The sequence below is a fragment of the Corallococcus praedator genome (assembly GCF_003612125.1).
Lineage (GTDB): Bacteria > Myxococcota > Myxococcia > Myxococcales > Myxococcaceae > Corallococcus > Corallococcus praedator.
Genome location: NZ_RAWI01000098.1, coordinates 1 through 25,926, shown reverse-complemented (window position 1 = coordinate 25,926; position 25,926 = coordinate 1). Strand labels below are relative to the sequence as shown.

Sequence of the window (25,926 nt, the reverse complement as noted above, 5' to 3'; positions counted from 1 at the left end):
CGTGGGGGGTTGGGTTGATGGTCTTCACGGCAGGTCAAACAGGCTGCCGCCGCGTGGTTCATGAAGATCGCTTCAACGACATCCTTCCTGGGTGCCGCGCTCTTCCGACGGTCAGCTCTCCGTGCGACTGCCCTCCCTCGGCGTTGCGAGATGAGTTCTGTCCGATTGAGGGTCAGGCCCCCTTCGTCGCTACTGCCTGCACTGCTCGTCCTGCCGTGATTTCGTCGGCGGGAAGCAGGGCTGACGCCGCTGCCAGTCGCGAACTGGATTCGAGTGTCGTGCTTGATGGCGACCGTCCAGAATGGACCGTCAACTCGGAGATTCCTCCATGGCCATGCAATAAGAGGCGCGCGTCCTGGAAGAGGCGCTTCCTGGAGGTCCATGTCAGTTCCGGAGACTGCAGCGTCTCCGTGGCGCCGCCCGATGACAGTGGTCGCTGTCCGGTTGTCTGGCGTGAGTCAGAGCAGTTGATAGGTGACGTGGGGGTGCCACCGACCGACCTTGTCTACGCGCTCAATCCCGATAAGGACGTGCTCATGTGTGGACGTTGGTGGCGCTGCGGGTGTGATGAAGAGCGGCCCTGAGTGGGCAGGCACAGGATGTTCTTTGGGGGGCGGAGCTCGTCGGTCGGGCCCATACCGCAGGTACCCATGCTCCTGTCCTGCGCGCCCCGTCGATGCCGTGTCAGCCTCGCGTCTTACGGGGCCTGCCGACCGGGGCCACCCGGGCCTACTCCCGAGGAGGGATAGGGTTCTTCCCCGACCCGGCCCCGTGCTAAAACGGGGATGTCCATGGAAGGCCGACTGCTGCTGAAGAACTGTGCCGTGTTCCGTGCGGACGGTCGCGTCCGCCACGGCATGGCCGTCGTGGTCGAAGAGGGCCTCATCCGCCGCGTCGCCCCGGACGCCGAGGTGCCCGTGCTCCCCGGTGACTGGGAGGTCGCGTGTCGCGGCCGGCTCGTCGCCCCCGGCCTCGTGGACTGTCACTCGCACCTGGTCAACGGCCAGCTGCTTCCGCCCAACGGCGACTTCCTCCTGCGCCAGCCCCGCTCGCGCCTGGAGCGGATGCGCCAGGTGGCCAACCTCCTCATGGCCGAGGACGTTGAGATCCTCACCCGCTTCGCCGCCGCGCGCGCCCTCCTCGATGGCGTCACGCTCGTCGTCGACCACCTGTCCTGTCCCACCGACGTCTCCGGCGGCCTGGACGCCCAGGCCCGCGCCGCCGACGCGCTGGGGCTGCGCCTGGTCACGTCCCACTCCACCCACAGCCTGGATGGGCCCGCCCAGGCCGACGCCCAGGCGGACGCCAACGCGGACTTCGTGCGCCGCCACCGCGACCACCCCCGGGTGCGCGGGGCGCTGGGCTTCCATGCGTCGTACACGTGCGAGGACTTGCTGTTGTCCCGCATCTCCCGCCTGCGCGAGGAGCTGAACGCGCCCCTCGTCTTCCACCTCGCGGAGAGCGAGGACGACCTCTCCGCCACCTACGCCGCGCACGGCCGCCGCGTCGTGCCCCGCCTGGATGCGCTGGGCCTCCTGGGCCCCTTCGCCATCGCTGGCTATCCGCGCGCCGTGGAACGCGCTGAAGCCGAACGGCTGGCCGCCTCCGGCACCTTCGTCGCCCTTACGCCCCGCGCCACCCGCTCATTCGAGCGCGTGGGCGAGTCCGCGGAAGGCCCGCTGTCCAGCCTCCACCTCGTGGGCCTGGGCACCGGTGGCCATGGCACCCTCCAGGAGGAGCTGAGCGCGGCGCTCACCGGCATGCTGCATCTGGCCCGCTCCGGCCGGATGCCGGACCTGGACGACTCGCTGGCGCACCTGTTCGTCAGCGGCCCCGCGGAGCTGTGCACCCGCCTGTATGGCCGTCCCTCCGGCGGCGTGGACGAAGGCAGCATCGCGGACCTCGTCGTCTACGACGCCATCCCCGCCGCCGACCCGGAGACCGGCTACTCGCCCTTCCTCCTGGGACAGCTCGTGCCCTCGCGCGTGGCCTGGACGCTGGTCAACGGCCGGGTCTGCGTGCGCGAAGGCCAGTTGCTGGGCAGCGACTACGTGGACCTGGCCCGGGACGCCGCCGCCGCCCTGGCCCGCGTCTGGTCCCGCGCGCGGCTGGGCACGTAGGGTAGAAGGGGCGCGTGAGTGCCCTGCCTCCCCGCCTCGTGGACACCCTTCGCGCCGCCCGCGCTCGCCGGGGTGCGCTGCTCTCCGACGCTTCCACCACCGCCTTCCGCCTGCTGAACGGCGCCGCGGACGGCGTGCCCGAAGTCACCGCGGATGTCTTCGGTGACGTCGTCGTCGTCAGCCTCTACCGCGACCTGTCCGACGCGGAGGAGACCTCACTCCTCGACGCCGCCGTCACCGCCTGGACACCCCGGAGCGTCTACCTGAAGCGCCGCCCCCGCGAGGCCCGCGTGCTCGCCAACGTGGCGAAGGACGCGCTCGCTCCGGAGGCCGCCGCCCGGGGGGAGCCGGCGGAGGACTTCGTCGCGAAGGAGAGCGGCCTGGGCTTCCACATCCGCCCGGGGCAGGGCCTCTCCGTGGGCCTCTACCTGGACATGCGCGACACCCGCGCGTGGCTCAAGTCCCAGGCCCGGGGCCTCACCGTGCTCAACCTCTTCGCGTACACCTGCGGCTTCGGGGTCGCCGCGACGGCGGGTGGCGCGAAGCGCGTGCTCAACCTGGACGCCAGCCGCCGCGTGCTCGAATGGGGCGAGGAGAACGCGCGCCTCAACGGCCAGGGCGTGGACCGCTACGACTACGTGGCCGGTGATGTCTTCGATTGGCTCCAGCGCCTCGCCAAGAAGGGCGAGTCCTTCGACGTCGTGGTGGCGGACCCTCCCTCCTTCTCGAACACCAAGACGAACCGCTTCTCCGCCGCGCGCGACTACTCCCGGCTGGCGGAAATTGCCGCGCGGGTGGTGGCCCCCGGCGGTCGGTTGGTTGCCTGCTGCAACCTCGCGGGCCTGCCCGTGCGCCGGTTCGAAGCCATGGTGCTCGAGGGAGTGACGCGGGCTGGCAGGGCAGGGCGGACGGTGGGGTCGCTCGGTCCCTCGGGGCTCGACTTTCCAACACCTCCCGGCGAGGAGCCGGCGCTCAAGGTGCACGTCGTCCAACTTCGTTAGCGCCTCCGGGCGCGGCGCGGCTACATTGCCGGCATGGCTCCCGCTGCCTCCGCGCCCCCGCGCGACGCCGTCCGCTTCGGCAACTACAAGCTCATCGACCGGATCGCCGTGGGGGGCATGGCGGAGATCTTCCTCGCGCACCAGGTGGACTCGCGCGGTGACGAGACGCCCATCGTCATCAAGCGCATCCGTCCCCACCTGTCCAAGCACGCCGCCTTCGTGAAGATGTTCCTCAACGAGGCGCGGCTGGCGTCCCAGCTCAACCACCCCAACATCGTGCAGATCCACGACCTGGGGAAGATCGTCGACAGCTACTTCATCGCCATGGAGTACGTGTCCGGCCGCGACATGCGCCGCATCGTGCCCAAGGCGGAGGCCATGGGGATTCCCTTCCCCCTGGTGTACGCGCTGAAGATCGCCTCCTGCGTCTGCGCGGGCCTGCACTACGCGCACCAGAAGAAGGACCTGCACGGCAACCCGCTCAACATCGTCCACCGCGACGTGACGCCGGAGAACATCGTCGTCGCCTTCGACGGCTCGGTGAAGGTGCTCGACTTCGGCATCGCCAAGGCCGCCAACCAGGTGGAGGAGACGCGCTCCGGCGAAATCAAGGGCAAGCTCAGCTACATGAGCCCGGAGCAGTGCCTGGGCCGGCCGCTGGACTGCCGCAGCGACATCTTCTCGCTGGGCACCGTCCTCTACGAGTGGCTCACCGGCTTCAAGCTCTTCACCGGCGAGTCCGACGTCGCCGTGATGCGCAGCATCACCGAAGCGAAGATCTACGCGCCGTCCTACTTCCGCGAGGACCTGCCGGAGCGCGTGGAGGCCATCCTGATGCGCGCGCTCGCCCGCGACCGTGAGCGCCGGTACGCGACGGCCGCGGACATGCAGCGCGACCTGGACGCCTTCCTGGACGCGTACGACTTCACGCCCACGCCGCTGCACCTGGCCAACTTCGTCAAGCAGCTCTTCGAGGACGAGCGCTCGCAGGAACTGCGCCGCGTCTCCACCCGCCAGTCCTCCGCGCCCACCTCCGAGGAAGCACTGGAGTTGGCGGAGGTGGTGGCGTCCGTGGACGGCCCGCCCACGGAGGCGATGCGCCTGGATGACAGCTCCAGCACGGAGCCGCGCCTGCTCGCGCTCCCCCTGGACCCCGTGCTGTACGAGAAGCTGGAGGCGCAGGCGCGCAAGGCCGGGGTCAGCACCGCGAAGCTGGTGGCGGACCTCCTGGAGGGCTGGCTGAAAACGCGCTGAAGCAGCGCGTCCCGGTCTTCACGTCATGCCCCGGCTGAAGTTGACGCTCGAATACGACGGCACCCGTTACGTGGGCTGGCAGGTGCAGCCCAACGGCCCGTCCATCCAGTCCACGCTCCAGGACGCGCTCCACAAGCTCCTGGATGAGCGCGTGTTCGTGGCCTCCGCGGGCCGCACCGACTCCGGCGTGCACGCCACGGGGCAGGTGGCGTGCTTCGACGCCGGGCGCGTGCTGCCGCTGAAGGCCTACACCATGGGCCTCAACGGCATCCTTCCGCCGGACATCGCGGTGGTGGGCGCGGAGGAGGTGTCCCCGGACTTCGATCCGCGTCGCTGGTCGCGCGGCAAGCGCTACCGCTACCGGCTGAGCAACCGGCGCATGCGCTCGCCGCTGCTGCGCACGACGCACTGGGAGCTGTTCGCCCCGCTGGACGTGGAGGCCATGCGCCGCGCGTCACAGGCCCTGCTGGGCCGGCACGACTTCTCCGCGTTCCGCGCCGCGGACTGCCAGGCGAAGCACGCGGTGCGCGAGGTGCGGCAGGTGCGCGTGGAGGGCACGTCCGGCGACGCGGTGTCCGTCGTCGTGGAGGGCACCGCGTTCCTCAAGCACATGGTGCGCAACCTGGTGGGCACGCTGGTGGAGGTGGGCAAGGGACGCCGCCCCGAGGCCTGGGTGGCCCAGGTGCTGGCGTCGCGCAACCGGAAGCTGGCGGGGGCCACCGCGCCGCCGCAGGGGCTGGTGCTGGAGGAGGTCTTCTACGGCGATGGCCCGCCCCCTCGCTCGGCGGGGGACGCGGCCGTCTTGGAAGAGGACGAGGGGTGAGAGTGCGCTAGGCTTTCGGGCCGTGAGCCCCAAACCCGGTGTCCTCGAGCCGTTGCGCGTCCGCATCCGTCGCTTCCAGTTCATCGTCGGACTGGGGTTCCTGTCGCTCGTGCTGGGCGCGATGCTCAGCGTGTCGCTGATGGCCCGCCTGAAGGGGCTGGTGGGCGCGCTGCCCGCCCAGTTCCTCCAGCTCGTCGTGGCGGTCGTGCTGCAGGATCTGTGGGTGCTGGGCGTGCTGCCGGCCCTCTGCTACGTCGGCGCGCGCATCGTGCCGCTGCGTCCGTGGAGCACGGCGCTGGGCTCCGCTGCGACCGGTGGCGTCTTCGTCGTCGCGCTCAGCTTCGTGAGCGACGGCGGGGATGTGCTGACGGAAGGGTGGGGGCTCGCGTCGGTGCTGCGCCTCGCGACCTTCGCGGGCGGCATCCTGCTCAGCGCCCAGGCCATCCGCGCGGGGCGGACCGCCGCCGAGCGGGGCTCCTCCGCCGCCCAGGTGAAGGCCGTGGCGCGTCAGTCGGAGTACGACGAGTTCCTCAAGGCCGCGGAGGCCGACGGTGCGCGCATGGAGCAGCGCGACCAGGCCGCCGCCGCTGCTGCCGCTACCGCGCCCGCCACGTCCCCGGCCACGCCCGAGGGGCAGGACTCCCCCCCGGGCGAAGCACCGAAGACGCCCGCGGCCTGAGGGCCGCGGGTCCAGCAGGGACTACGGGTAGCAGGCCGCCTGACGCAGGCCGGTGTCCTCGTCGAAGCCCAGCGCGACGTTGAAGTTCTGCAGCGCCTGCCCGGCCATGCCCTTCACCAGGTTGTCCAGCGCGGCCATCACCGCCACGGAGCGGCCCTTGGTCGCCACGGAGATGTCGCAGAAGTTGCTGCCGGTGACGGCCGCGACGCGCGGCGTGCCCTCCACGATGCGCACGAACTTCGAGCCCTCGTAGTAACGGCGGTACTTCTCCGTCAGCGACTGCGTCACCACCGCGCCGCCGTGCTCCGGCCACTCGAACTGCACGGTGGCGAAGATGCCGCGCACCATGGGCGCCGAGTGCGGCACGAAGGCCAGCCGGTGCCGGGACGCCCCGTGCGCCACCAGCATCACCTCCACCTCCGCCTCGTGCTGGTGCTCCAGCGGCTTGTACGCGCGGAAGTCGTGCGCACGCGTCGGGTGGTGCGTGCCCTCACCCGGCAGCGAACCGGAGCCGGACGAGCCCGTCACGCCCGACACGGCCAAGAGGCCCAGGCCCGGCGTGGCCGCGATGGGCAAGAGCGCCAACTGCACCGCCGTGGCGAAGCAGCCCGGATTGGCGATGCGCCGGGCCGTCTTCACCTGCTCGCGCTTCCACTCGGTGAGCCCGTAGGTGAACGTGCCCAAGAGCTCCGGCGCGGGGTGCGGCCGGCCGTAGGCGCCCGCGTAGCGCCCCGGGTGGTCCAGGCGGAAGTCGGACGACAGGTCCACGAGCAGCATCCGGTCCGTGAGGCCCGCGTCCGCCCACTGCTTCTCCAGCCCCGCGAACTGCGACGCCAGCTCCCCGTGCCCCAGCGCGCTGAACACCACCGGGCGCGGCGAGTCCGCGAGCCAGCGCCAGTCCGGCTCCGCCTCGAAGCGGCCGTCCACCAGCCCGCGCAGGTGCGGGTGCACCTTGTGGATGGGCGAGCCGGCGTGGTGCCGGGACACCGCGCGGATGCCGGCCGCGCCGGGATGCCCGGAGAGGAGTCGCAACAGCTCGCCTCCGCCAAAACCGGAGGCTCCCAGGATGTAGATGTGCGCAGGCGTCGTCATGACTTCCTCCCCGCGCCCAGCCGGGGCGCGAGCTTCTCCACGATGAGATTTCCCAGGGCATTCGGATCCGCGCGCGCGTTGCGCGCCGGCAACCCCACCACCTGCTCCACGAAGCGCACGCCCACCGCGTTGTCCGTCGCGGGCCCGGCCACCATGTCCATCTCGATGCCGTACACCTCGCGCAGGTGCCGCACGCCTCCGGCCGCGCCGACCGGGTCGTTGGCGCAGAGGATGAACGCGCCGCCCAGCGCCTTGAGCTCCGGATCCGCCAGGATGGCCTGCACGCCGTACTCACCCATGATGCCGTCGCCCGTCTCCGCGACGATGACGTCCACGTCCTGGGCCGCCATCTCCGAGAACACGATGCGCGCGACCTTGGACGCCGTGCGCGCGCCGGTGCAGACGATGCCCGCGTCGGTGAAGTCCATCACCACGTCCGCGCCGCTGTCCTGCATGGCCAGGGTGTCGCGCATCAGCGACACGCCGGTGAGCTTGGCGCCGCCCACGCGGTAGCCCGCCTGGGACAGCTTGCGCACCACGACGCTGGCCGCGTACGTCTTGCCCGCGTTCATGCACGTGCCCACCACGTAGACCACCGGACACGTCACCGCCCGCGACGTGCCCTTGAGCGCGCCCGCGGAGACGTGCGCGTGCACGCCCGCTCGGGACTGGAACTCCGGGAACGTCAGCACCTGGCCCAGGACTTCCGCCTCGAAGGGCGCGCCCACGCCGGGGTTGTGCGACGTGCACTTCCCGATGACGCCGCCCATGTTGAGGATGTGGAGCCGGTCGCCCACCGTGACGGACGTGGGCACCACGCCCTCGTAGCCGTGCAGGGCGTTGCGGTGGCCCAGCGCGCCCACGACGATGTCGCCCGCGTGCAGCGTGACGAGCCGGCCGTTCACGTCCTCCAACTGGTTGTAGACGGTCTTCTCCCCGTGGATGCGGACCGCGATGACCGCGCCCTCCTCGCACTTCACCTCGTCCGCGAGGTGCACCGTGCGGCCCACCTGGAGGTTGCGAGTGACACTGCCCACCTTGTCGACCTGGATCTTCATGTCACTTGGCTTTCTGCGAGAGCATCTGCGCGACACCGTAGAGTTTGGCGAACCCCGCCGCTTCCGTCCCCGTCCACAACACGTTGGCCTCTCCGTACGTCGCCACCTTCGCGTCCATCAGCGAGTGCGGCGAACGCACGCCTTCCACGACGTGGATGCGCGGGGTGAGCACCAGCTTCACCTCGCCCGTCACGCGGTCCTGCGAGGAGGCGAGGAACGCCTCCAGGTCCTTCACCACCGGGTCGAAGAAGTGCCCCTCGTGGAGCAGCGACCCGTACAGGTTGCCCAGCGTCTCCTTCCAGAAGAGCTGCTTGCCCGACAGCACCAGCTTCTCCAGCTCGCGGTGCGACGCGATGAGCAGGTGCGCCGCGGGCGCCTCGAAGCCCACGCGGCCCTTGATGCCCAGGATGGTGTCGCCCAGGTGCACGCCCCGGCCGATGCCGTACGTGCGCCCCAGCGCGTTCAGCTTCTCCACGATGGCCACCGCCGACAGCGCCTTGCCATCCAGCGCCACCGGCACGCCCTTCTCGTACGACACCACCAGCGGCAGCGGCTTCAGGTCGGTGGGGATGACGCCGCCGGGGAAGGCCGCCTCGGGCAGCGTGCTCCACGAGTCGAGCGTTTCGCTGCCGCCCACGGACGTGCCCCACATGCCCTCGTTGACCGAGTACGCGCCCAGCTTCGCGGGCAGGTGCACGCCCCGCTCCGCGAGGAAGTCCAGCTCCTGCTTGCGCGACAGCCCCAGGTCCCGGATGGGGGTGATGAGCTGGAGCGTGGGCGCGAGCGTGCGGAAGGCCACGTCGAAGCGGACCTGATCATTTCCCGCGCCGGTGCTGCCGTGGGCCACGGCCTGCACGCCCAGCTTCTCCGCCATGCGCACCGCTTCCACGGCCTGGCAGGCGCGCTCGGCGGAGACGCTCAGCGGATACACCTGGCCGCGCAGCACGTTGCCGGCGATGAGGAAGCGCAGGTAGCCCTGGAAGAGGGTGTCGCGCGCGTCCACCGTGTGGTGCGCCACCGCGCCCAGCTTCAGCGCCAGGGCCTGGATGCGCTCCAGCTGCTCGGGCGGAAAGCCGCCCGTGTCCACGGTGACGGTGGTGACGTCCCAGCCCTGCTCGCGCAGGTACACCGTGCAGAACGCGGTATCGAGGCCACCGGAGAACGCCAGCACCACGGACTTCTTGCTCATGCTCAGGACTCCTCTTCTTCAAAAAGGGATGGGAAAACTCAGGCGGCCCAGACGCGCTCGGCGGCCTGGGTCTGCTGCGCGTGGGTGCGCGTGAGCCACTCGCGCGCGTCCGCCAGTTCCTCGCGCGCGGTGGCGAGGCCCAGGTTGCCGGCGCCACCCAGGTGGGTGGCCGTCAGCGCGCCGCGGTCCGGCTGGAAGGTGCCGTCGTTCAACTGACGGCCCACCTCCCGGTACGCGTCGCGAAAGGGCAGGCCCTTGGCCACCAGGGCGTAGGCATGGTGGGCGGCGTAGAGCGAGTCGTCGCACGCCGCGCGGGCCTTGTCCGCGTTCACCTTCAGCGCGGGCACCAGCCGCGCCAGCACCTCCAGGAGCGCCTTCGTGCTGGCCAGCGCCTGGAAGGTGGGGCGCTTCAGCAACTGGAAGTCACGGTGGTAGCTGGACGGCAGACCGCCCGCCACCGCCTCCACCTGGTGCGCGAGGCCCCGGAGCTCGCGGCAGCGGCCTCGCGCCAGCTCCACGACGTCCGGGTTCTTCTTCTGGGGCATGATGGACGAGCCCGTGGTGAAGGCATCCGGCAGGGCCAGGAAGCCGAACTCGTCCATGCTGTAGAGCTGCACGTCCCACAGCCACTTCTCCAGAGTGCCCGCCACCGAGCACGCCCAGGTGAGCAGCGCCGCCTCATGCCGCCCCCGACTGTCCTGCGCGTCGATGGGGCTGCGTTGAACCCGAGTGAAACCAAGCAACCGCGCGACATATTCACGGTCGATGGGAAGCGGCACGCCGAAGCCCGCCGCCGCGCCCAGCGGACAGCGATCAATCCGGCCCCACACGCCCTTGAGCGCCTCCAGCTCCTCCAGCAGCCCTTCCGCGAACGCCATGCCCCACAGCCCGAAGGTGGACGGCATCGCGCGGCGCAGGTGCGTGTAGCCGGGCAGGGGCAGGTCCGCGTGGCCCTCCGCGAAGTCGAGGAACGTGCCGGCCAGCTCCGCCGTGCGCGCGCCCAGGGCGAGCAATTCCTCGCGCAGGTACAGGCGCAGGGCCAGCAGCACCTGGTCGTTTCGCGAACGCGCCAGGTGGATGCGCTTGCCCGCCTCACCCGTGCGCTCCACGAGCGCGGCCTCCAGCGCGGTGTGGCCGTCCTCCTGCTCCGGGCGGATGACGAAGCGGCCCGCGCGTGCCTCGGCGTGCAGGTCGTGCAAGGCGGCGACGAGCGACGTGGCGGCCTCCGGCGCCAGCAGGCCCACGTGCGCGAGCATGCGCGCGTGCGCGGCGCTGCCCAGCGCGTCGTGCGGCACGAGCGACAGGTCCACCACGGGGTCGTCGCCCACGGTGAAGGCGTGGATGGCCGAGTCCAGCGGCTGGCCCTTGCCCCACAATGTCTCAGCCACGCGCCACCTCCTCGGAATAGCCGTGCAGCAGTCGTCGATAGAACGCGAGCCCCGCCTCCAGCTCCACGCGCGTGAGGTACTCGTTCGCCTGGTGGCTGCGGAGCGTGTCGCCCGGCCCCACCTTCACCGCCGGCACGTCGCCCAGGAACGCCCAGTCGGACGTGGTGCTGGAGCCCACCGTTGCCTGTCCCGCCGCCGCCACCGCCGCGCGCACCAGCGGGTGCCCGGCGTCCGTGCCCTTGGGCAGGTAGCGCGCCGAGTGCACCACCACTTCACTCTCCAATGCCTTTCCCACGTCTTCGGCCACCTTCGCGTGGTCCATGCCCGGCGTGGTGCGCAGGTCCACGAAGAACTCGCACCGGTCCGGCACCTGGTTGCGCGCCAGGCCCCCCGACACCTGCGTCACCTGGGCCCGCGCCTCACCCAGCAGCGGGTGCGCGGGAAAGCGCAGCGCGGACACGGCCTGGATGTCCCGGGCCGCCTTGAGGATCGCGTTGTCGAGTCCACCCGTGTGCGCGTGCGCGACATGGCCGGACTTTCCGTGCGCGATGCAGCGGAGCAACAACATGCCCCGCTGCGCCGTGCAGGGCTTGAGCGACGTGGGCTCGCCCACGATGGCGGCGTCCAGCGGCCCCAGCGTGGAGAGCAGGGGCCCCAGGCCCTTGCCGCCCGTCTCCTCCTCGGCGGTGAGCGCGAAGACGTACTCCACACCCTGGGGCGCGCCTTCTTCCAGGAGCGCCTTCGCGGTGAGGAGCATGGCGGTGACGCAGCCCTTGGCGTCGTTGGCGCCCAGGCCGTAGAGGGTGTCGTCCTTCCACACGGCCTCGTGCGGCTCGGTGGTCCACCCGGCGCACGGCTTCACCGTGTCCAGGTGCGAGTTGACGAGCAGGCGCTTCGAGCCGCTGCCCACGCTGAACCAGACGTTGTTTTCCTGGCGGTGCACGCGGGCACCCCAGGACTCGGCCTGGCCGGCCACGAGGTCCGCGATGCGGGCCTCGTCACCGGAGACGCTGGGCGTCGCGACCAGCGCGGTGAGCAGCTCGGTGGGGTTCAACCCCTGGCCTCACCGTGCTTCACCGGGTGCTCGCGCACGACCATGGTCCCGCTGCCCTCGTTGGTGAAGACCTCCTCCAGGAGCGCGTCGGACTGCTTGCCGCTGACCAGGTGCACGCTGCCCACGCCGCCCACGAGCGCGTGGCGCATGGCGTGCGCCTTGGGACGCATGCCGCCCGTGAGCCGGCCTTCGGCCTCCAGCGATGCCAGGTCCGCCAGCGTGGCGAGGGAGATGATGGACGACGGGTCGGAGACGTCCTTCAAGAGGCCCGGCACCTCCACCATGAAGAAGAGCTTCTCGGCATGCAGCGCCGCCGCGATGGCCGCCGCCACGGTGTCCGCGTTGGTGTTGTAGACGGCGCCGTCCTGGCCTCCGGACAGCGGGGCGATGACGGGCACGTAGTCCGCGGAGCGCAGGTGCTCCACGACGCGCGTGTCCACCGACTCGATGTCGCCCACGAGGCCGTAGTCCACCATGCGGCCCTGCGTCTCACCGGGCTCGGTGACCATGACGGGCGGGCGGCGGCGCGCCTTGATGAGGCCCGCGTCCACGCCGGACAGGCCCACGGCGGGCACGCCCGCGGCCTGGAGGTCCGCGAGCAGGTCCGTGTGCAGCTTGCCCGCGAGCACCATCTTCGCCGCGTCCAGCACGGGCGCGGAGGTGATGCGGCGGCCGGCCGCCTTCTCGATGGGCAGGTGCAGCGCGTCGCAGAGCGCGTCCAGCTCCGGCCCGCCGCCGTGCACCACGACGGGGCGGATGGAGAAGGCCCACAGCAGGGCGATCTGCTCGCACGCCGTCTTGCGGGTGCGCGGGTCGCTCAGCACGGCGCCGCCCAGCTTCACCACGAAGGTCTTGCTGCGGAACTGCTTCACGTACTTCGCGGCATTGCGAAGTGCGGCGTACGGGTCGGGAGACAAGGGCACGGGGGACCTCTGGAAAGTCGAAAAGGGAGTGGAAGGGAAGGGCGGTCGGCGTGGGACTTCAGCCGCCGCGCATCCAGGCCAGGAGGGCGCGCTGCACGTGGTAGCGGTTGCCCGCCTCGTCCACGACGCGGCTGCTCGCGTGGTCCAACACCTCGTCAGAGACCTCCACGTTGCGCCGCACCGGCAGGCAGTGCAGGAACGCCGCGTCCTTGGAGGCCTTCGCCATGTGCCGCCGCGTGGGCATCCACCCGGAATACGACGCGAGCAGCGCCGCCACGTCCGCGGGCGAGTTCGCCGTCGCCGCGGTGGGACCCCAGGACTTCGCGTACACCGCGCGGCTGCCGACCAGCGCCTCGTCCTGGTCGTGCGTGTAGGTGATGCTGCCGCCGGTGGCCTTCGCGTACGCCTCCGCCTCCGCGCGCACGGCGGGGTGCAGGTCGAAGCCCGGAGGATGCGCCACGCGCACCTCGCAGCCCGCGGCCGCCGCGGACAGGAGGAAGGAGTTGGGCACCGCCTTGGGCAGCGGCTTGATGTGCGGCGCCCAGGTGAGCGTCACCGGGAGCTTCTTCGTGGTGCCGAACGTCTCGCGCAGCGTGAGCGCGTCCGCCAGGCCCTGGCAGGGGTGCTCGCGCGCGGACTCCATGCTCACCACCGGCACGGTGGCCCACTTGCGGAAGGCGTTGATGACGGGGTCGGCCTCGTCCTCCTCGTCACCGCCACCCTGGGAGAAGGTGCGGATGCCCAGCATGTCCACGAAGCGCGACAGCACCGGCGAGGCTTCCTTGATGTGCTCCGCACGGTCGGTGTTCATCACCGCGCCCGGGCGGTCCTCCAGCTTCCACACGCCGGAGCCCACGTCGAGCACGATGGCGTGCCCACCCGCGCGCAGCATCACCGCCTCGAAGGAGGTGCGCGTGCGCAGCGACGGATTGAAGAACACCATGCCCAGGATCTTCCCGGGGAACAGCGCCCCAGGGTCCTTCTGCTTCCACGCGGCCGCCTGCGAGAGGACCGCCTCGACGCCTTCCGGCCCCAGGTCCTGGATGCGGGTGACATGCTTCATGGGCTTCGTGCTCCCCCGGCCGCGCCGGATGGGTAGGGATCACTGAATATGCACAGAAATGCGTGCATATTCAGCAAGGAGGCGCGGATATTATGCAGAACGGCGCAGCGCGCAAGAACATTCTTGGGGATTTTCATGCGCCTTGCGTGCGTATTCAGCCGCATGCAAGGTGAAGGTGAATGAACCTGGACGACGCCATCCTTCAGCTCATCTCCCGGCAGGAGATCACCGATCAGGCCGTGCTGCAGGAGCAGTTGGAGGCGGCGGGGCACGCGCCCAGCCAGTCCACGCTGTCGCGGCGGCTCAAGAAGTTGAGCGTGCAGAAGGTGAACGGGCGCTATCAGCGCACGGAGGCGCCGCCGGTGGTCGCGGCCATCGCGCCGCGCGTGTCCATCATCGAGGCGCCGCCCAACATGCTGGTGCTGAAGACGGCGCCCGGTTACGCGCAGATCTTCGGGGTGGCGTTGGATCGCGAGGAGGTGGCGGGGCTTGCGGGCACGGTGGCGGGCGACGACACCATCTTCATCGCGGTGAGGGATCCGTCGCTGCTCCAGGCGGTGCGCGCGACGGTGGAGCAGCTCATCCTGCGCGGCCCGGCGTGAACGGAACGCGGCGCACGAGCTCCCACGGGCCTCCCAGGTAGCGCCAGAGGAGCAGGGCCGGCGCGTGCCCGTCGAAGGAGGCCCAGCCCGCGGAGAGCTCCGCGAAGGCGGCCGTCGCGTCCCCGGGCGGGGCCTTGTTCATCAGCGTGACGTGGGGCCGGAAGGGCTGACGGTCCTGCGGCGTGAGCCACTGCGCGAAGGCGCGGGACAGCTCGCGGTGGACGGCGCCCAGGCCCGGGGCGTCCACGTCCACCGCCACGCCGCCGCCCAGCCGGCGCAGCCTTCCGAAGTGGAGCGTGGGGGCCGCGCGTCCGGCGACGGCTTCGAGCGCGGCCTCCACGCTCGCGTGTTCGCGGGGAGGCAGGTGGTGGAAGAGGGAGACGTGCGCGGGGATGAGGTTGCGCTCGGGTGGGAAGTAGCGGCGGCGCAGACCGTCCAGGCGCGCGAAGCTCTCCGGATCCGCTTCGGCGGTGATGAGCAGCGGGGCTTCGGCGGACGGGGACATGGTGGATGCTCACTGTCGCCGAAGCCCGGACGGATCAGCTCTTGGGCAGCGAAGCGATGTACTGCTTCAGCCAGTCATTGGACTTCTGGCGGTAGGTCGGGATGAGCGCGCGGTCGGCCTCGGCGAGTGCCTGCTTCAGGCGCGGCGCATCGAGGTCCTGGGTATAGCAAGGCGTTCCGGGCTGCTGGCGCCAGGAGTCCGCGATGCCGCCGGCATCAATGGCATCGAAGCCGAGTGCTTCCACGAGCTGGAGCACCTTCGCCTTCGCCTCGGGGGAGTTCCCCGCGACGGGCAGCGCGATCCGGCCCGGTGTCCCCTTGGGGGCGCCCTTCTCCAGCAGGCTCTTGAAGAAGATGTTGTTGAAGACCTTGATGACCGGGCGGCCGAGCTGCTCCGCGACCCACTCGCTCTCGACCATGCCGGCGTCGACCTCCGGGATGGCGCCATCCCGGACGGGGTAGTAGTTGCCCGTGTCGATGACGACGACCTCCTTCGGCACGTTCGCGAAGAGGCCCTTGGGCAGGTCGCGGACCGCCTTCTCGGGAATCGTGACGACGACCACCTCCGCGCCCTTCACGGCGTCGGCGGGAGTGCCGGCCTTCGCACCCGTCTCCGCCGCGACCTCCTTCAGCGTCTCCGGCCCGCGCGAGTTCGCGATCACGACCTCATGTCCCAATTCGACCCAGCGTCGGGCGAGGGTCCCACCAATGTAGCCGGCGCCGATGATTCCAATCTTCATGTCGCACTTCCTCCTGGCGGCTCTCGTAACGTCCAAGCCGGTCCGGGCCCATACCATCGCCTGCGAGGGTGCGGCCTGTCGGATTCCGCACGTTGGCGAGCGGGTCACGGGCCACCTGCCACATCTGGGCGCCTCATTCACGAGCCCACGCGGAGGGGAACCGACCGGGTGGGGCTGTCGTCGGGGTGCCGTGGACCGCGCGGTGTCACTTGCTCGTGGGCGGCCGCAGGAACGACCTGTCAGGTGTGCCGTGCCCGTGAGCGCGCGAGCAGGTGGGCTCCCCGGGTCGGAAGCCGTCGTCGGGCCCTCGTACAGACACTGTCCGTAGCGCAGGGGGCAGGGGGCTTCCGCCGGGTCCGGCCCGTTCGCTAACGTCCGGGACGGTCGGTCTTTGGGGTCCGACCGCGACGCCATGTCGAACCTTACTTCCGAGCTGGTCGCGGCCTTCCGTGGGGGATGCGCGCGAACCCTTTCACCCGACGAGGAAGTCGGGCTCGCGCCGGTGCTGACGGAGCTCGTCGCGCGCTGCGAGCAGGCGTGGTCCGGCCCGTGGCTCAAGCCCGGCGACTTCGCCGCGCACCTGGGCCTGCACACGCCCGCGGGCGAACCCCTGGGGGACGCCCTGGCCGCGCTGTGCTGCGAGGACCTGTACCTGGCGCTGGCGGCGGTGGAGGGGCACCGGGCCGCGCTGGAGGCGCTGGAGGCCACCGCGCTGGTGCCCGCCGGACGCGCGGTGCGCCGCGTGGAGGACTCGAACGCGTTCGTGGACGAGGTGCTCCAGCTCACCCGCCTGCGGCTCCTGGTGGAGGACAGCACCCGGGCGCCACGCCTCATGGCGTACGCGGGCCGGGGGCCGCTGCGTCGGTGGGCGGAGGCCGTGGCGCTGGGCGTGGCGCTGTCGCTCAAGCGCAGGCCGGAGCGCACCAGCCCGCTGGACGACGCGGTGATCGCCGCGGCGCTGGGGACGCATGATCCGGAGCTGGAGCTCATCCGCCACCGCTCCCGCCCCGCCTTCCGCGCCGCCTTCGCGGAGGCCCTGGCGGCCCTGTCCCCGCGCGACCGCAACCTGCTGCGCCTGGGGCTCGTGCAGGGCCTGGGCGTGGAGTCGCTGGGCGCGCTGCACCAGGTGCACGCCTCCACGGTGTCGCGGTGGATGGCGAAGGCCCGCGACGCGCTGCTCGAGTCCACCCGCGAGGGCCTGGCCCGGCGGCTCGCGCTGAACACCTCGCAGCTCGACAGCCTGTTGCGCGTCCTGGACGGCAGCCTGGATGTCAGCCTCGCGTCCCTCCTGAAGGAAGGCTGAAGGTCGTCCATGCCCGATTCCGCGTCCCACCTGGAGGAGGTCGAACTGCTCGACCTCGCGGACGGCGTGCCGTCACAGGCCCTGCGCGAGCGCGCCGAAGCGCACCTGGATGCGTGCGCGTCCTGCCGCGAGGCCCTGGCGGACTTCCTGCGCATCCGCGCCGCCCCCGCGCCGGACGTGCACCACGCGCGCACGGTGCTGCTCGTGTCGGAGTCTCCGGGCGCGCGCCTGTCCGCGTCGGGAATGCCGCTCATCGCGCAGGGCACGTTGCTGGGCCGCTACGTGGTGCTGGAGCGGCTGGGCGCGGGGGGGATGGGCGTCGTCCACGCGGCCTATGATCCGAGCCTCGACCGGCGGATCGGCCTGAAGCTGCTGCGCACGCTGCCCGAAGCGGGCGGCACCGGGGGCATGACGGAGCGGCTCTTGCGTGAGGCCCAGGCCGCCGCGCGCACGCGCCATCCGCACGTCGTCACCGTGCACGACGTGGGGACGTTCGGGGACGTGGTCTTCATCGCGATGGAGCTGGTGGAGGGCGGCACCCTGCGCCAGCACCTGCGGGCCTCACCCCGGCCGTGGCGCGACGTGGTGCGGCTGTACCTCCAGGCGGGCAGGGGGCTCGCGGCGGCGCACGCGGCGGGCGTCGTGCACCGCGACTTCAAGCCGGACAACGTCCTCGTGGACAAGGAAGGCCGCGCCCGCGTGACGGACTTCGGGCTGGCGCGCGTGGAGTCCGCGACGGCCACGCCAATTGCTTCGAGGGGAATGCCCCGCATCGGCGCGGGCACGGGCGACAGCGTGTCCCCGAGCCTCGCGAACGCGGCCACCGCCGTCGCGGGCACGCCCGGGTACATCGCGCCGGAGGTGCTCGCGGGCGCTCCCGCCGACGCACGCTCGGACCAGTACGCCTTCTGCGTGTCGCTGTACGAAGGGCTGCATGGGCAGAAGCCGCCGTCGCCGGAGCAGGGGGGCCTGACGAACCGGGGCGCGGTGCCACGCGCCGTGCACGCGCTGCTGGTGCGCGGCCTGTCACCGGATCCGGGCGCGCGGCATGCGTCCATGGCGGCCCTGCTCGACGCGCTGGAGAAGGCCGCCTTCCCCGTCTTCAGCAAGAAGGTGGCGGTCGCGGGCGTGGGGGCAGGGCTGCTCGCGGTCGCGGCCACCGTCTTCGCGGTGATGAGCACTCCGCCCTGCGCGGAGGATCCGCTGCGGCTCGTGGGCGTCTGGGACGCGGACCGGAAGGCCGCGCTGCTCAAGGCCTTCCAGGCCACGGGGGCGCCGGGCGCGCTGCCCGCGCACGAGGCCGTGGCGCGCGCGCTGGATGCCTACGCCGCCTCCTGGCACGACAGCCGCCGTCAGGCCTGCGAGGCCACCCGGGGACGCGGCAGCCAGTCCGAGGCGGTGATGGACCTGCGGATGAACTGCCTGGAGCGCCGGCGCCGCGAGCTGGGCGCGCTCACGGACGTGCTGCTCACCGCGGACCGCGACAGCGTCGCGAGCGCCCCGGAGACGGCGCAGGCCCTGAGCCCGCTCTCGCGCTGCGCGGACGTGGAGGCGCTGTCGCAGCCGGTGCCCCCGCCCGAGCGTCCGGAGGTCGCCGCCCGCGTGAAGGCCGCCTACGCGAAGCTCGACGAAGCGCGCGCCCGGCTGAGCGCGGACCGGTGGCAGGAGGCGGTGGACCGCGTGGGCCCCATCGTCACGGAGGCGGAGGCCCTCGGCTACAAGCCGCTGCTGGGCGAGGCCCTGCTCGTGGAGGGCGAAGCGCGCGCCATGCTGCGCGACGAGACCGCCACCATGACGCTGCGCCGCGCGATGCTGGCGTCGCTCGCGGGCCGCGACGACCTGCATGCCACCGAGGCCGTGGTGCATCAGGTCTACATCGACGGGGAGGTCGCCCAGCGTCCGGATCAGGCGAAGGTCCACGCCGAGGAGGCCCGGGCCCTGCTGGAGCGCGCGGGAGGCAACCTGGACCTGGAGGCGCGTCTGCTGGAGTCCCAGGCCAGCTCGCTCGTGCAGCAGTCCCGCTCCGCGGAAGCGATGCCGCTGCTCCAGCAGACCCTGTCCCTCCAGGAGCGGCTGTACGGCAAGGACTCCCCGCGCCTGGCCCGGGGCCTGCTGCTGCTGTCCACGGCCCTGCGCAAGATGGGGCGCAGCGAGGAGGCGCTCGTGCACAACCTGCGCACGCAGGCCCTGCTCGAAGCGGCCTACGGCCCCGACCACCCGAAGGTCGCGATGGTGCTCAACAACCGGGGCAGCACGCTGATGGAGCTGCGCCGCTACACGGAGGCGCGCGACTGCATCCAGGAGAGCCTGGCCCGCTACGAGCGCATGTACGGCCCGGGGCAGCCGGTGCGCTACGTCATCGGCCTGCGCTCGAACCTGGGCGCGGTGGCCTTCACCCTGGGCCACTACGCGGAGGCGGAGCGGCTCTTGCGCGAGGCCCTGACGATGTACCAGGCGCAATTCCCACCGGGCTCCACCTACCGCGTGCGCACGGGCAACAACCTGGCCCTGGCGATCATCAACCAGGGCCGCATGCAGGAGGCGCTCACGCTGCTCGACGCGCTGGAGGCGGAGCGGGAAGTGGCGACCCTGGACGGGCGCAAGGATCCCATCTTCGCCCAGCCGCCGCTGAACGCGACGGAGGTCCACCTGCGCATGGGCCGGCCGGACCTGGCCGTCGCCTCCGCGAAGCGCGCGGTGGCCCTCCTGCGGGAGATGGGCGCGGAGGCCGACCTGAGCTACGCCCTGCGCAACCTGGCCAGCGCGCTCTCCCGGGCAGGACAGCTCGCGGAGGGCTGGCGCGTGGCCCAGGAGGCCCTGGTCCTGCACCACAAGCTCGCGGGCGCAGACGCGCCGCCGTACCCCGAATTGGGACAGACGCTGGGAGAGCTGGCGCTGGAGCGCGGCGACGCGAGCGGGGCCTGCCAGTGGCTGGGCGAGGCCCTGGCGCAGTGGGAGAAGACGGAGGCCCCGCCCCTGGAGCTGGCCGTCATCCGCTTCACCCTGGCGCGCGCCCTGCGCAAGGCCCACCGCGAGCCGGAGCGGGCCCGGGCCCTGGTCACCGCCGCCCGCGACGCCGTGCTCCCCACGCCGGAGCCCCGGCTGCTGCGGGTGTCCGAACTGGAGGCCTTCCTGCGCGAGCGCTGAAGACAGACGCCGAGGACTGCTAGGGTCGCGCCCCCTATGCGAACCCTCGTCGGACTGGCCTATTCAGGGTGGACGGAGAAGGCCCGGTGGGCCCTGGATCACCACCGCGTCGCCTACCGTTTCCACAACTACGTCCCCCTCATCCAGGAGCGCTGGCTGCGCAAGCAGGTGGCCCCCGGGGTGAAGGGCTCGGTGCCGCTGCTCCTCGATCCGCCCGGCGCCGCCGTCCACGGCTCGTTCGCCATCGCGAAGCGCGCCGAGGAACTGGGCCAGGGCAGTCCGCTCTTTCCGCCGGAGCACCTGACGGCCATCACCCGCTGGAACGACACCAGCGAGCAGGTGCTGGACGTGGCGCGCACCTACGCGATGCCGCGCATGCTCGCCAGCAACAAGGCCCAGGCCGAAGCGCTGCCGAAGTTCGTGCCGGGCTGGCTGCGCGGCGCTTTCGCGCCCACCGCCCGCATGGGCATGCGCTTCGTCATGCGCAAGCACCAGGTCCCCGTCAGCACCGAGGCGCTCATCGAGTCCACCGTCGTCCCCGCGTTCGAGAAGCTGCGCGCGGCGCTGGGCGGCCGGCCCTACCTGGAAGGCCCCTTCACCTACGCGGACATCACCGCCTCGGTGATGCTCGTGCTCGCGGGGCCCGTGGCGGACCGGCACCTGCCCATGGGGCCGGGGACGCGCGCGGTGTGGACCCACGAGGGGCTCGCCACCCGCTTCCCGGACCTCGTCGCCTGGCGCGACGCGCTCTACGACAAGCACCGCCGCACCTGAGGCCGGCGAAAGGAAACGGGCCGCCCCCCAGCGAGGAGGGCAGCCCGTTTTCGTGCTGCGACGGCGCGTGGGGCGCCTATCCGGCCGCGGGCTTCACGCCCTTGGAGTTGTCCACCAGCACCTTGGCGAAGGTGAGCCCGTCGGGGCCCGCGTCCGCCTGGATGGTCTCTCCGGGCGCGAAGTCGCCGTTCAGGACCTTGAGCGCGAGCGGATCCAACAGGTACTTCTGCACGGCCCGCTTCAGCGGCCGGGCGCCGTACGTCGGGTCGTACCCGCGCTCCGCCAGCAGCTCCCGCGCGGCGTCGGTGAGCTCCAGCGCCAGGCGCTTGCCCTGGAGCAGCTTCTGGAGCTTCGCCAGCTGGATGTCGACGATGCGGTAGATGTCCTTGCGCCGCAGCGGCTCGAAGACGACGACCTCGTCCACGCGGTTGAGGAACTCCGGGCGGAAGTGTCCGCGCAGCGCGTCCATCACCTCGCCGCGCGTCTTCTCGTTGAGCACCTCCGTGCCCGCCATGCCGTCCTGGATGGCCTGCGAGCCGATGTTCGACGTGAGGATGAGCACCGTGTTGCGGAAGTCCACCGTGCGGCCCTGGCTGTCCGTCACCCGGCCCTCATCCAGGATCTGCAGCAGGATGTTGAACACGTCGTGGTGTGCCTTCTCGATTTCGTCGAAGAGCACCACCGTGTACGGCCTGCGGCGCACGGCCTCCGTGAGCTGGCCGCCCTCCTCGTAGCCCACGTAGCCCGGGGGCGCGCCGACGAGCCGCGACACCGCGTGCTTCTCCATGTACTCGGACATGTCGATGCGGACCATCGCCGTGTCGTCGTCGAAGAGGAACTCCGCCAGCGCCTTCGCCGTCTCCGTCTTGCCCACGCCCGTGGGGCCCAGGAAGATGAACGAGCCGATGGGTCGGTTCGGGTCCTGCAACCCGCTGCGCGCGCGGCGCACGGCGTTGGACACGGCTTCAATGGCGCTGCGCTGACCAATCACGCGCTGCGCGAGCCGGTCCTCCATGTGCACCAGCTTCTGCATCTCGCCTTCCAGCAGCTTGGAGACGGGGATGCCCGTCCACTTGGCCACCACGGAGGCGATGTCCTCGGAGTCCACTTCCTCCTTGAGGAACTTCTGGTGCTTCTGCAGCTCCGCCAGCTTCGCGTTCTGCGCCGCGACGTCCTTCTCCAGGGACGGGATGACGCCGAACTTCAGCTCCGCGGCGCGGTTCAGGTCGCCCTGACGCTCCGCCGCCGCCTGGTCGTTGCGCGCCTTCTCCTGCTTCTCCTTGAGCGTGCGCAGCGCGGCGATGGACTTCTTCTCCTCGTCCCAGTGCGCCTTCAACGTGTTGAACTTCTCGTTGAGGTTCGCCAGCTCCTTCTCGATGTGGGCCAGGCGCTCGCGCGAGTGCGGGTCGGTCTCCTTGCGCAGGCCCTCGCGCTCGATTTCGAGCTGCGTCACCTTGCGGCGGATGTCGTCGATCTCCGTGGGCATGGAGTCGATTTCGATGCGCAGGCGGCTGGACGCCTCGTCCACCAGGTCGATGGCCTTGTCCGGCAGGAACCGGTCCGCGATGTAGCGGTGGCTGAGCGTGGCCGCCGCGACGAGCGCGGTGTCCTGGATGCGCACGCCGTGGTGCACCTCGTAGCGCTCCTTGAGGCCGCGCAGGATGCTGATGGTGTCGTGCACGGACGGCTCGCCCACGAACACGGGCTGGAAGCGGCGCTCCAGCGCGGCGTCCTTTTCAATGTGCTTGCGGTACTCGTCCAGCGTCGTCGCGCCAATGCAGTGCAGCTCGCCGCGCGCGAGCGCCGGCTTGAGCATGTTGCCCGCGTCCATGGCGCCTTCGGCCTTCCCGGCGCCCACGAGCGTGTGCATCTCGTCGATGAAGAGGATGATCTCCCCGGCCGCGTCGGACACTTCCTTGAGGACGGCCTTGAGGCGCTCCTCGAACTCGCCGCGGTACTTCGCGCCGGCCACCATCGCCCCCAGGTCCAGGGTGATGAGGCGCTTGTTCTTCAGGCCCTCCGGCACGTCGCCGTCCACGATGCGGCGGGCGAGACCCTCCGCGATGGCCGTCTTGCCCACGCCCGGCTCACCGATGAGGACGGGGTTGTTCTTGGTGCGGCGGCTGAGCACCTGGATGCAGCGGCGGATCTCCTCGTCGCGGCCGATGACCGGATCCAACTTCCCGGAGCGCGCGGCCTCCGTGAGGTCGCGGCCGTACTTCTCCAGCGCCTGGTAGGTGGACTCCGCGTCCGCGCTCGTCACGCGGCCCGAACCCCGCACCTCCTTGAGGCCCGCCTGCACGCGCTCGCGCGTCACGCCCGAGGACTTCATCGCCTCGCCGACGGCGCCCTTGTCCTGGGTGAGTGCCAGGAGCAGGTGCTCGGAGGAGGTGAACTCGTCCTTCAGCGCCTTGGCCTCGTCCTCGGCCTTGTCGAAGAGCTTCATCAGGCGCTGGCTGAGCATGGCGCTCTCGCCGCCCTGCATGCGCGGCAGCTTCTGCAGCGCGTCACCCAGGCGGCCCGCGAACAGCTTCACGTCCACGCCAATCTTGCGCAGAAGGGGTTCGACGAGGCCGTCCTTCTGACCCAGCAGCGCCGTGGCCAGATGCTCCGGCTCGTAGTGGGGATTGTCGGCCCGGCGGGCGAGGGACTGACCCTCCTGGATCGCCTCCTGTGCCTTCACCGTGTATTTGTCGAGTCGCATGCCTTGAACGTAAGAGCCGCAACCCCCTTGGCAAGACGACACTCGGCGTGCGGCTTCCGATTTCCCCGGAATACTTTGAGCTGCTGGAAGCAGCCGGCTTTTCGTGGTGGCGAAGTTGCCAGGGGGTGGGGGGGTCGGTTATAGGCGGCGCCCATCACTGGGGGCTTCACTGGACGCGCACGGCGGCTATCTCGTTCGACTCGACACCTTCTCCGGGCTGGCGCTGGTGCGTCTGGCCCGGGAGGCCCTGTCGATGGACAGCGCCCCCGGAGCCACGGCGCTGCGCGTCACCATCAACCGCCGCCGCAAGGTGGTGCGTCTGTCCTTCCTGGGGCCCTTCTCCCAGGGACGGCAGGGCGCCCACTGGTACACGGCCCACCACGCGCTCGCCCGGCTGCTGTCCGCCGCCGCCAACGCCACCGTGCACGCCTACGTGTACGACGCGGACGAGGGCGAGGAGGTCATCGCCTACGGCAACGGCCGGCGGGTGGGTGGCGAGCGGGTGGTGTACGAGGAGGCGGAGCTGCCCTGCCCCCTGGATGAGCTGGACGACGAGGTCTTCACCCGCCTCCAGTCGCGCTGGCCCATGGGACACCTGGCGTACGTGTTCGGCCTCACCCGGGACGAGCTGCTGCGCATCCCCAAGGCCCCGCTGGCCCGCGTGCTGCCCCTGGAGGGCACGGACGCGAGCGCGGAGGCGGACGCGATGACGGCCCTGGATGCGCTGCTCCTGGGCCCCGCACAGCCTCCCCGCGCGGTGACGGACGCGGGCTGACCGCTGGCGCGCGGTTTCCCGCCGCGCCGCGTCATCAGGGGTCTTCGGTGGGCCCGTCGAGCGTGATGATGACGTCGCGCACGCCCTCGCTGCGGAAGTACTGGGCGAGCAGGGCGAAGCCGCCGGCCACCAGGAGGGTGGGCAGCACGGAGGTGGCCATCAGCAGGTAGGGGACCACGGGGAGCAGGTCCGCCGTCACGGGGTCCTGGAACTCGGGCAGCTTCTTGAAGCCCTCCACCATGACGACGCTGGTGCGCTGGGCCACCACGGTCCACTGGGCCCCGTCGATGGTGCGCAGCACGGCGGCGAGGATGCCCGCGGTGCCAATCAACTGCCGGAAGCCCTCGCGGGGCATGCCATCGGGCGCGCGCAGCATGCGGCTGGAGGCGAAGAAGAGCAGGGTGCACACCAGGGTGAGCCCGGTGAGGACGGCCACGCGCGGCTCGCGCACGTGCTCCATGGCGGACAGCTGCGCCTCCACGATGCGCTGGGCGAAGGCGGGGTCCTTGCCCAACAGGCCCAGCGTGGGCACCCGCTCCAGTTGCAGCGTGCGGTGCTTCTCGAACTCCATCAGGACGGAGGCTTCGTTGCAGGAGAGCATCCCCGTCAGGGCGGAGAGCACCAGGCAGATGGACGCGGCCCACCGCAGGCCCCGAGGTAGCGCCCCCGGGCGGCTGACTTCAGGAGGCTTCACTTCCGGCTTGCCTCCACGTAGCGCAGGCGCAGGTCGGACAGGAGGCCGTCCACCAGCTTCTCCTCCTCGGCGGTGAGGTTACCGCGCGTCTTCTCGCGGAGCATCGCCAGGAGGTCCAGGTTCTGCCGGGCCGAGGGCAGGTCCTTCTCCACGCGGCCCGTCTCCGGGTTCGGCGCGCCCCCCAGGTGGATGAGGACGGCGGAACCCAGGCCGACGACGAAGGTGCTGAACGACAGCGACTCCTCGGAGGCGGGGCTCGCTTCCCCCGTCATCACGAAGGTCTCACCCCGCTTCTCCGAAGGGCTCATTCGGCGGCCTTGTCCTCTTCGTCGGAGCCTTCCGCGTCGTCGGCGTCATCCGCCTCGTCGTCCGCGTCATCCTCCTCGTCCAGGTCGTCGTCCTCGTCGTCGTCCAGGTCGTCGACCTCGTCGCCCATCAGCGTCTCGATGGGGACGCCCTTCTCGGCCACGTCCGGCAGCTCCTCGAGGTGCTTCTTGTAGGCTTCCTCGGCCTCCAGGTTGCCGCGCTGGTAGCGCTCGGTGGTGCGCTTGTCGAGGTGCTTCGGGTTGATGCCATCCGCCATGATTCAAATCCTCGGAATTGCTTGGAAAACAGCGCGCCACCTTATAGCAGGAAGGGCGCCTGTCAACGCCGCTGTCCCTGGCACCTGGAACCGATGAACGTCCCGCCCCGTCCCGCGCTTCCCCGAGGCCCGTACCTGCTGTGCGACGACAGCCTCCGCCCGGAGCTGTCCCTGGTGGAGAAGGCCGAGCGCCTGCTGGCTGGGGGCGCCCGGGTGCTGCAACTGCGCATGAAGCACACCCCGCCCCGGGAGGCCCTGGCCGCGGCCCGGGCGGTGGTGGCGCGCTGCCGGCAGGCGGGCGCGCTGTGCCTGCTCAACGACCGGGTGGACCTGGCCCTCCTGGCGGACGCGCACGGGGTGCATGTGGGAGACGAAGACCTGCCCCCGGAGGCGGCGCGGGAGCTCTTGGGGCCCGGCCGGTTGGTGGGCGTCACCGCGCGGGGCACGCAAGGGGCC

Annotated in this window: 24 protein-coding genes; 11 read left to right on the top strand and 13 right to left on the bottom strand. The window is 71.2% G+C overall.

Annotated features, from left to right (window positions below):
- Positions 1-791 precede the first annotated feature (791 nt).
- The 5 genes from D7Y13_RS15410 to D7Y13_RS15390 are packed head-to-tail and all read left to right on the top strand — an operon-like array spanning position 792 to position 5,877.
- Complete coding sequence (locus tag D7Y13_RS15410; protein ID WP_120584126.1) at positions 792-2,120, top strand: amidohydrolase family protein; 1,329 nt, start codon at positions 792-794, stop codon at positions 2,118-2,120.
- Between the two features lie 14 nt (positions 2,121-2,134).
- Complete coding sequence (locus D7Y13_RS15405) at positions 2,135-3,121, top strand: class I SAM-dependent rRNA methyltransferase (RefSeq protein ID WP_120534257.1); 987 nt, start codon at positions 2,135-2,137, stop codon at positions 3,119-3,121.
- 33 nt (positions 3,122-3,154) lie between these two features.
- Positions 3,155-4,375, top strand: a complete 1,221-nt coding sequence (locus tag D7Y13_RS15400) for a serine/threonine protein kinase (RefSeq protein ID WP_120534256.1) — start codon at positions 3,155-3,157, stop codon at positions 4,373-4,375.
- 25 nt (positions 4,376-4,400) lie between these two features.
- A complete protein-coding gene (gene truA / locus D7Y13_RS15395) occupies positions 4,401-5,198 on the top strand; it encodes a tRNA pseudouridine(38-40) synthase TruA (protein WP_120534255.1) in 798 nt (265 codons plus the stop codon).
- A gap of 22 nt (positions 5,199-5,220) precedes the next feature.
- The gene (locus D7Y13_RS15390; RefSeq protein ID WP_199732807.1) at positions 5,221-5,877 is read left to right on the top strand and encodes a hypothetical protein; all 657 of its coding nucleotides are present in this window, start codon (positions 5,221-5,223) and stop codon (positions 5,875-5,877) included.
- A gap of 21 nt (positions 5,878-5,898) precedes the next feature.
- Here D7Y13_RS15390 and argC read toward each other — a convergent pair whose 3' ends face one another.
- The 7 genes from argC to D7Y13_RS15355 are packed head-to-tail and all read right to left on the bottom strand — an operon-like array spanning position 5,899 to position 13,644.
- Positions 5,899-6,969, bottom strand: a complete 1,071-nt coding sequence (gene argC, locus D7Y13_RS15385) for an N-acetyl-gamma-glutamyl-phosphate reductase (protein ID WP_120534254.1) — start codon at positions 6,967-6,969, stop codon at positions 5,899-5,901.
- On the bottom strand, positions 6,966-8,027 hold the full coding sequence (locus tag D7Y13_RS15380) for a DUF1611 domain-containing protein (RefSeq protein ID WP_120534253.1): 1,062 nt from the start codon (positions 8,025-8,027) through the stop codon (positions 6,966-6,968). Before D7Y13_RS15380 ends, argC begins: the two co-directional genes overlap by 4 nt.
- Before the next feature lies 1 nt (position 8,028).
- Positions 8,029-9,216 carry an argininosuccinate synthase gene (gene argG / locus D7Y13_RS15375; protein WP_120534252.1) on the bottom strand — a complete coding sequence of 396 codons (1,188 nt, stop codon included), beginning with the start codon at positions 9,214-9,216 and terminating at the stop codon, positions 8,029-8,031.
- 38 nt (positions 9,217-9,254) lie between these two features.
- Positions 9,255-10,604 (bottom strand): argininosuccinate lyase, encoded by a 1,350-nt coding sequence (gene argH, locus D7Y13_RS15370; RefSeq protein ID WP_120534251.1) that lies wholly within the window; start codon positions 10,602-10,604, stop codon positions 9,255-9,257.
- Positions 10,597-11,658: a M20/M25/M40 family metallo-hydrolase gene (locus D7Y13_RS15365; protein ID WP_120584116.1), complete on the bottom strand. Its 1,062-nt coding sequence runs from the start codon at positions 11,656-11,658 to the stop codon at positions 10,597-10,599. Before D7Y13_RS15365 ends, argH begins: the two co-directional genes overlap by 8 nt.
- Positions 11,655-12,581: an acetylglutamate kinase gene (gene argB, locus D7Y13_RS15360; RefSeq protein WP_120534249.1), complete on the bottom strand. Its 927-nt coding sequence runs from the start codon at positions 12,579-12,581 to the stop codon at positions 11,655-11,657. The genes D7Y13_RS15365 and argB overlap by 4 nt, the downstream gene beginning before the upstream one ends.
- A gap of 58 nt (positions 12,582-12,639) precedes the next feature.
- The gene (locus D7Y13_RS15355) at positions 12,640-13,644 is read right to left on the bottom strand and encodes an N-acetylornithine carbamoyltransferase (RefSeq protein ID WP_120534248.1); all 1,005 of its coding nucleotides are present in this window, start codon (positions 13,642-13,644) and stop codon (positions 12,640-12,642) included.
- Between the two features lie 179 nt (positions 13,645-13,823).
- Between D7Y13_RS15355 and D7Y13_RS15350 the strand changes: the two genes are divergently transcribed.
- Complete coding sequence (locus D7Y13_RS15350) at positions 13,824-14,246, top strand: arginine repressor (RefSeq protein ID WP_120584117.1); 423 nt, start codon at positions 13,824-13,826, stop codon at positions 14,244-14,246.
- Here D7Y13_RS15350 and D7Y13_RS15345 read toward each other — a convergent pair.
- Positions 14,224-14,751, bottom strand: a complete 528-nt coding sequence (locus D7Y13_RS15345) for a 2'-5' RNA ligase family protein (RefSeq protein ID WP_120584118.1) — start codon at positions 14,749-14,751, stop codon at positions 14,224-14,226. The genes D7Y13_RS15350 and D7Y13_RS15345 overlap by 23 nt on opposite strands.
- Positions 14,752-14,785: 34 nt before the next feature.
- Complete coding sequence (locus tag D7Y13_RS15340) at positions 14,786-15,490, bottom strand: NADPH-dependent F420 reductase (protein WP_120584119.1); 705 nt, start codon at positions 15,488-15,490, stop codon at positions 14,786-14,788.
- A gap of 412 nt (positions 15,491-15,902) precedes the next feature.
- On the opposite strand from D7Y13_RS15340, the gene D7Y13_RS15335 reads away from it, so the two are divergent.
- The 3 genes from D7Y13_RS15335 to D7Y13_RS15325 are packed head-to-tail and all read left to right on the top strand — an operon-like array spanning position 15,903 to position 20,714.
- Positions 15,903-16,793, top strand: a complete 891-nt coding sequence (locus tag D7Y13_RS15335; RefSeq protein WP_120584120.1) for a hypothetical protein — start codon at positions 15,903-15,905, stop codon at positions 16,791-16,793.
- 9 nt (positions 16,794-16,802) lie between these two features.
- Positions 16,803-19,940: a serine/threonine-protein kinase gene (locus tag D7Y13_RS15330; protein WP_120584121.1), complete on the top strand. Its 3,138-nt coding sequence runs from the start codon at positions 16,803-16,805 to the stop codon at positions 19,938-19,940.
- A gap of 36 nt (positions 19,941-19,976) precedes the next feature.
- Positions 19,977-20,714 carry a glutathione S-transferase N-terminal domain-containing protein gene (locus tag D7Y13_RS15325; RefSeq protein WP_120584122.1) on the top strand — a complete coding sequence of 246 codons (738 nt, stop codon included), beginning with the start codon at positions 19,977-19,979 and terminating at the stop codon, positions 20,712-20,714.
- A gap of 76 nt (positions 20,715-20,790) precedes the next feature.
- On the opposite strand, the gene clpB is transcribed toward D7Y13_RS15325, so the two are convergent.
- Positions 20,791-23,418 (bottom strand): ATP-dependent chaperone ClpB, encoded by a 2,628-nt coding sequence (clpB, locus tag D7Y13_RS15320; RefSeq protein ID WP_120534241.1) that lies wholly within the window; start codon positions 23,416-23,418, stop codon positions 20,791-20,793.
- 103 nt (positions 23,419-23,521) lie between these two features.
- Here clpB and D7Y13_RS15315 point away from each other — a divergent pair, with 103 nt between their 5' ends.
- A complete protein-coding gene (locus tag D7Y13_RS15315; RefSeq protein WP_233595626.1) occupies positions 23,522-24,193 on the top strand; it encodes a hypothetical protein in 672 nt (223 codons plus the stop codon).
- A gap of 34 nt (positions 24,194-24,227) precedes the next feature.
- Here D7Y13_RS15315 and D7Y13_RS15310 read toward each other — a convergent pair whose 3' ends face one another.
- From D7Y13_RS15310 to D7Y13_RS15300, 3 genes are read right to left on the bottom strand one after another with little or no spacing between them, the layout of a single operon-like run.
- A complete protein-coding gene (locus D7Y13_RS15310; RefSeq protein WP_120534239.1) occupies positions 24,228-24,887 on the bottom strand; it encodes a hypothetical protein in 660 nt (219 codons plus the stop codon).
- Complete coding sequence (locus tag D7Y13_RS15305) at positions 24,884-25,195, bottom strand: DUF1844 domain-containing protein (RefSeq protein ID WP_120534238.1); 312 nt, start codon at positions 25,193-25,195, stop codon at positions 24,884-24,886. Before D7Y13_RS15305 ends, D7Y13_RS15310 begins: the two co-directional genes overlap by 4 nt.
- The gene (locus D7Y13_RS15300) at positions 25,192-25,470 is read right to left on the bottom strand and encodes a hypothetical protein (protein ID WP_120584123.1); all 279 of its coding nucleotides are present in this window, start codon (positions 25,468-25,470) and stop codon (positions 25,192-25,194) included. Before D7Y13_RS15300 ends, D7Y13_RS15305 begins: the two co-directional genes overlap by 4 nt.
- A 93-nt stretch (positions 25,471-25,563) precedes the next feature.
- Here D7Y13_RS15300 and D7Y13_RS15295 point away from each other — a divergent pair.
- The coding region (locus tag D7Y13_RS15295) for a thiamine phosphate synthase (RefSeq protein ID WP_208734464.1) at positions 25,564-25,926 on the top strand (363 nt) is incomplete at its 3' end.

What these genes read in the sequence shown, in the direction of transcription:
- D7Y13_RS15410 (WP_120584126.1), top strand. Translation starts at nt 792, where the DNA reads ATGGAAGGCCGACTGCTGCTGAAGAACTGTGCCGTGTTCCGTGCGGAC.
- D7Y13_RS15400 (WP_120534256.1), top strand. Translation starts at nt 3,155, where the DNA reads ATGGCTCCCGCTGCCTCCGCGCCCCCGCGCGACGCCGTCCGCTTCGGC.
- truA (WP_120534255.1), top strand. Translation starts at nt 4,401, where the DNA reads ATGCCCCGGCTGAAGTTGACGCTCGAATACGACGGCACCCGTTACGTG.
- argC (WP_120534254.1), bottom strand. Translation starts at nt 6,969, where the DNA reads ATGACGACGCCTGCGCACATCTACATCCTGGGAGCCTCCGGTTTTGGC.
- D7Y13_RS15380 (WP_120534253.1), bottom strand. Translation starts at nt 8,027, where the DNA reads ATGAAGATCCAGGTCGACAAGGTGGGCAGTGTCACTCGCAACCTCCAG.
- argG (WP_120534252.1), bottom strand. Translation starts at nt 9,216, where the DNA reads ATGAGCAAGAAGTCCGTGGTGCTGGCGTTCTCCGGTGGCCTCGATACC.
- D7Y13_RS15355 (WP_120534248.1), bottom strand. Translation starts at nt 13,644, where the DNA reads ATGAAGCATGTCACCCGCATCCAGGACCTGGGGCCGGAAGGCGTCGAG.
- D7Y13_RS15350 (WP_120584117.1), top strand. Translation starts at nt 13,824, where the DNA reads ATGAACCTGGACGACGCCATCCTTCAGCTCATCTCCCGGCAGGAGATC.
- D7Y13_RS15345 (WP_120584118.1), bottom strand. Translation starts at nt 14,751, where the DNA reads ATGTCCCCGTCCGCCGAAGCCCCGCTGCTCATCACCGCCGAAGCGGAT.
- D7Y13_RS15340 (WP_120584119.1), bottom strand. Translation starts at nt 15,490, where the DNA reads ATGAAGATTGGAATCATCGGCGCCGGCTACATTGGTGGGACCCTCGCC.
- D7Y13_RS15335 (WP_120584120.1), top strand. Translation starts at nt 15,903, where the DNA reads ATGTCGAACCTTACTTCCGAGCTGGTCGCGGCCTTCCGTGGGGGATGC.
- D7Y13_RS15330 (WP_120584121.1), top strand. Translation starts at nt 16,803, where the DNA reads ATGCCCGATTCCGCGTCCCACCTGGAGGAGGTCGAACTGCTCGACCTC.
- D7Y13_RS15325 (WP_120584122.1), top strand. Translation starts at nt 19,977, where the DNA reads ATGCGAACCCTCGTCGGACTGGCCTATTCAGGGTGGACGGAGAAGGCC.
- clpB (WP_120534241.1), bottom strand. Translation starts at nt 23,418, where the DNA reads ATGCGACTCGACAAATACACGGTGAAGGCACAGGAGGCGATCCAGGAG.
- D7Y13_RS15305 (WP_120534238.1), bottom strand. Translation starts at nt 25,195, where the DNA reads ATGAGCCCTTCGGAGAAGCGGGGTGAGACCTTCGTGATGACGGGGGAA.
- D7Y13_RS15300 (WP_120584123.1), bottom strand. Translation starts at nt 25,470, where the DNA reads ATGGCGGATGGCATCAACCCGAAGCACCTCGACAAGCGCACCACCGAG.